Genomic DNA, 4,493 nt, shown 5'->3' with positions numbered 1-4,493 from the left:
GCCCTGGCCGGCGGCCGGGGCGGGCGCGGCCGCGGGCCAGGAGGACGGCGACGGCGGCCCCGAGAACGCTCCCGCTCCCGGCGACGGCGCAGACGACCGCGACGACGGGGGCGCGGTCGGCGCGGCGGACTGGGGCGCGGCGGGTGCGCCCGGCGCGTCCGCGGGCTCGTCCACCGAGACGCCGAAGTCCATGGCGATGCCGGCCAGCCCGTTCGCGTAGCCCTGTCCGACGGCGCGGACCTTCCAGGCGCCGCCCCGCAGGTAGAGCTCCACGACGACGAGCGCCGTCTCGGAGCCGAGGCCCGGCGGCGTGAACGTCGCGACGAGGGAGCCGTCGTCGGTGCCCCGCACCGTCGCCGTGGGTTCGGTGCCCCGGAACGTCGCGCCTTCCTCGTCCGGGCTCGCGGTCACGACGATCTTCTCGATGCCCGCGGGCAGGGCCGCCGTGTCGACGGTGATCGCGTCGGGCGCGGAGCCGCCGCCCGAGCGGTAGGTGACGCCGGGACCCGCGGGCTGGTTGTAGAAGATGAAGTCGTCGTCGGAGCGGACCTTGCCCGCGGCCGTGAGCAGCAGCGCCGACACGTCGAGACGGACGGGCGCCGCGACGTCCACCGTCACGCGGGCGCTCGGGAGCGGGAGGTTCGAACCCGGGGTCATAGCAGTCATGCCAGGCGTAACGAGCGGCCCGGCTTTGCCGTTCCCTTACCCGCGTCCCACCCGTATCGCCCACCCGATCGGCCCGAGCCGGCCAGCCGGGTATCTCGCGGGCCCGGAGGAGCGCCGGTCAGCGGGGCCACAGCGGCGGCTGCGAGACCCACGCCCCGCCGATCGACGCGTGGTCCGGGTTGTCCGGCTCCAGCTCGCCCTGCTCGGCGATCAGCTTCGCGGCGAACGGCTCCGAGTCGTCCTGGGGCTCGTAGCCGAGCGCGCGCGCCGAGGAGAGGTCCCACCACAGACGGGTGTTGGCGGAGGAGCCGTAGACGACGGTGTGGCCGACGTCCTCCGCGGTCAGGGCCGCGTGGAAGAGCCGCGCGCCGTCGGCCGGGCTCATCCACAGGGAGAGCATCCGCACGGTGGTGGGCTCGGCGAAGCAGGACCCGATGCGCACGGACACGGTCTCCATGCCGTGCTTGTCCCAGTAGAGCTGGGCGAGGTCCTCGCCGAAGCACTTGGACAGCCCGTAGAAGGTGTCGGGACGGCGCGGGGTGTCGACCGGCACGAGCGCTCCGGCCTCGGCGGGCCTCGGCGTGTAGCCGACGGCGTGGTTGCTCGACGCGAAGACGATCCGCCGGACGCCCTCCGCGCGCGCCGCCTCGTAGAGGTGGTACGTGCCCTCGATGTTGGCACGCAGGATCTTCTCGAAGGTGGATTCGAGGGAGATGCCGGCGAGGTGCAGGACGGCGTCCACGCCGCGCACGGCCTCGCGGAGCGCGTCCGTGTCGGCCAGGTCCGCGGTGATCGCGTCCGGCTCGCCCTCGACGGGGACGGCGTCGAGCAGGCGGAGGCGGTAGCCGTACGCGGGCAGCAGTCCGCGCATCAGGGTGCCGAGGCCGCCGGCCGCGCCGGTGAGCAGGATGGTCCGGGACACGGGCGGCACGGGCAGTCCGGGCATGGCAGTCACTCAGCTCCGTAAACGTCGTTCATATGCATGACTGGGCGGGTTTCGCTCAACCTAAGGAGGCGCGCGCGGAGGCGTCAAGGGCGCGGCGGCCACCCCGTCCAGGGGCCTCCCCACCCCTTCGTACCCCATCGGCCGCGGCCCGCGGCGAGGGGCGGCGCGGGACGCGCGATCAAGGACCGGTCCGTCCGGATCGGCCCTCCGCACCGCCGTCCGTGTTCCGGCCCTTCCCCGCGCGGGAATATCGTGGCCCGGCGTCCGGGTCCGCTCCCGGCGGACGATCCACCCCGGCGCGGGGCGGGCGGAGTTGCCCGGTTCTGAGCTTGACCGGAGCGGACAGGGCGCATTAGCGTGGGAACTGTTCAGAAATATAGACGCCGATCATAAGCATGATTGCAGACGTGCACAGAAGCAGCCAGGGAGCACCCGTGACCTCAGCCGCCCCGCTCACCGACCGCCTCACCCGCGGGGAGGGGCCGCTGTTCTTCCCCGTCACCGCGTACGGCCCGGACGGCGGTCCCGACCTGACCACCTACCGCGAACACGTCGCCGCGGGCGTCGAGGCGGGCGCAGCGGCCGTCTTCACCTGCTGCGGCACCGGCGAGTTCCACGCCCTGACCCCCGAGGAGTTCGGCGCGTACGTCGCCGCCGCGGTCGAGGCGACCGCAGGACGCGTCCCCGTCGTCGCGGGCGCCGGCTACGGCACCGCGCTCGCGATCCGGTTCGCGCGCATCGCCCAGGAGGCCGGCGCCGACGGGCTGCTCGCCATGCCGCCCTACCTCGTGGTGGCCGGCCAGGAGGGCCTGCTGCGGCACTACGCCGCGCTCGCCGCCGCCACCCCGCTGCCGGTGATCGTCTACCAGCGCGACAACGCTGTCTTCACGCCCGAGACGGTGGTCGAGCTGGCCCGCACCGAGAACATCGTCGGCCTCAAGGACGGCGTCGGCGACCTCGACCTGATGCAGCGCATCGTCAGCGCGGTGCGCACCGCCGAACCCGACCGCGACTTCCTCTACTTCAACGGCCTGCCCACCGCCGAGCTGACCGGGCTCGCCTACCGCGGCATCGGCATCACGCTCTACTCGTCCGCCGTGTTCTGCTTCGCGCCGGAGATCGCCGTGGCGTTCCACCGTGCGCTGGGCTCCGGCGACGACGCGACCGCGAACCGGCTCATCGACGGCTTCTACCGCCCCCTCGTCGAACTGCGCGCCAAGGGCCGCGGCTACGCGGTCTCGCTGGTCAAGGCGGGCGTGCGGATGCGCGGCCTGGACGTCGGCGAGGTCCGGGCCCCGCTCACCGAGCCGCGGCCCGAACACCTCAAGGAGCTCACGGAGATCGTGGAGCGCGGCCACGCGCTGCTCACCGCGGTCCCGGAGCCCGCGGGAGAGCGCGCATGAGGGCGTCCGCCTTCCTCTACCCGTGGGACGTACGGGGCGACGCGGCGGCCCCAGGACGCGTCGCGGACCTCGGGGTGCGGCAGGTCACCCTGGCGTCCGCGTACCACTCCACCCGCGCCGTGACGCCCCGTCACCCGGACCACAGGATCGTCACGGCGCAGTACGCGGCGGTGCTGTACCCGCCGTCGGCGAAGCGCTGGGCCGGCCGCGAGCTCCGGCCGTACGCGGCCGGGCCGTGGGCGCCGGGCGACGCGTTCGGCGAGGCCGCGCGCGCCCTCGCGGACGCGGGCCTCGACGTGCACAGCTGGGTGGTCCTCGCGCACAGCTCGCGCCTCGGCGCCGAGCACCCGGAGACCTCGGTGGTCAACGCGTACGGCGACCGCTACCCGTGGGCGCCGTGCGTCGCACGCCCCGAGGTCGCCGGATACCTGACGGATCTCGCGGTGGAGGCGGCGGTCCGCCCCGGCGCGAGCGGCACGGAGCTGGAGTCCTGCGGCTGGTACGGACTCGCGCACCTGCACGCGCACGACAAGATCGCCGGCTTCGCGGCGGGAGACGCCGAGCAGTACCTGATGTCCGTGTGCTTCTGCGCGGTCTGCCGCGAGGGATACGCCGCGTACGGGGACGGCGTGACGCCCGAGGAGGTGCGGGCGGCGCTGGAGGGCGGCGCCGCCCCCGAAGTGGTCGCCGGCCTGCGGCGGCGCACGATGGCATGGCGGGGCAGGGTGGCCCGCGCCTTCCAGGAGCGCGTGGTCGCGGCGGTCCGCGAGGCGGCGCCCAGCGGCTTCCAGATCCTGCTGCACGCGGACCCGCACCCGCACCGCACCGGCGCGAACACCGGCGTGGACCCCGCGCACATCGCGAAGGTGGCGGACGGCGTCGTCGTGCCCTGCGCAGGCGGCCCGGAAGGCATGCTCGAACCGTTCGCACGGGCGGGCGCGGGCGTGATCGCCGCCAACTTCACGGTGGTCGGCGGGATGGGCGGCAGCCCCGCCACCCTCGCGGCCGACGCGGCGCGCGCGAGCGCCCTGGGCGCCACCGAACTGCGCCTCTACCACGCGGGACTGGCCTCGGACGAGGACCTGGCCCAGGTACGGCAGGCACTCCGAACCCTCTGAGCGGCCCCTCCCCCGGCCGTCCGGGAGCTCCCGGCCTCCGAGCGGGCGCCCCCTTTCGGTGGGCGCGCCTTTCGGTGGGCGCGCCTTTCGGTGGACACCGCTTCCAGCGGGCGACCCTTCCGGGCGGGCGCGCCTTCCGAGCGGGCGCCCCCGGACCGAGGCCGCCCGCCCGCCCAAGGCCGCCTGCCCTGCCGAGGACGCGCCTCCCCTCCCACGGACACGCGGCGCGGGCCCGCCCCGGGGGGGGCCCCCCCCCCGGGGCCCCCCCCCGGGGCCCGGGCCCCCCCCCCGGGGCCCGCCCGGCCCCCCCCCGCGGCGGGGCGGGGGGGCCCCCCCCCGGGCCCCCGGGGGGCGCCCCCC

The 4,493-nt window shown here is 75.7% G+C and carries 4 protein-coding genes; 2 read left to right on the top strand and 2 right to left on the bottom strand.

From position 1 onward, the window contains the following. Both LCE31_RS37265 and LCE31_RS37260 read right to left on the bottom strand, forming a co-directional pair. Positions 1 to 666, bottom strand: a 666-nt coding sequence (locus tag LCE31_RS37265) for a TerD family protein (protein WP_225022496.1), incomplete at its 3' end; no start/stop codon positions are given. Positions 667 to 784: 118 nt separating this feature from the next. Then, the gene (locus LCE31_RS37260) at positions 785 to 1,612 is read right to left on the bottom strand and encodes an NAD-dependent epimerase/dehydratase family protein (protein ID WP_225022495.1); all 828 of its coding nucleotides are present in this window, start codon (positions 1,610 to 1,612) and stop codon (positions 785 to 787) included. 395 nt (positions 1,613 to 2,007) lie between these two features. Between LCE31_RS37260 and LCE31_RS37255 the strand changes: the two genes are divergently transcribed. Next, entirely contained in the window at positions 2,008 to 3,015 is a 1,008-nt protein-coding gene (locus tag LCE31_RS37255) for a 5-dehydro-4-deoxyglucarate dehydratase (RefSeq protein WP_225022494.1), read from the top strand. Continuing rightward, complete coding sequence (locus tag LCE31_RS37250; protein ID WP_225022493.1) at positions 3,012 to 4,133, top strand: hypothetical protein; 1,122 nt, start codon at positions 3,012 to 3,014, stop codon at positions 4,131 to 4,133. The genes LCE31_RS37255 and LCE31_RS37250 overlap by 4 nt, the downstream gene beginning before the upstream one ends. Positions 4,134 to 4,493: the final 360 nt, after the last annotated feature.

The sequence above is a fragment of the Streptomyces sp. 8L genome, from assembly GCF_020176795.1.
GTDB lineage: Bacteria > Actinomycetota > Actinomycetes > Streptomycetales > Streptomycetaceae > Streptomyces.
Note: the sequence above shows the minus strand (reverse complement) of the source record. Positions and strands in the feature narration are given on the sequence as shown.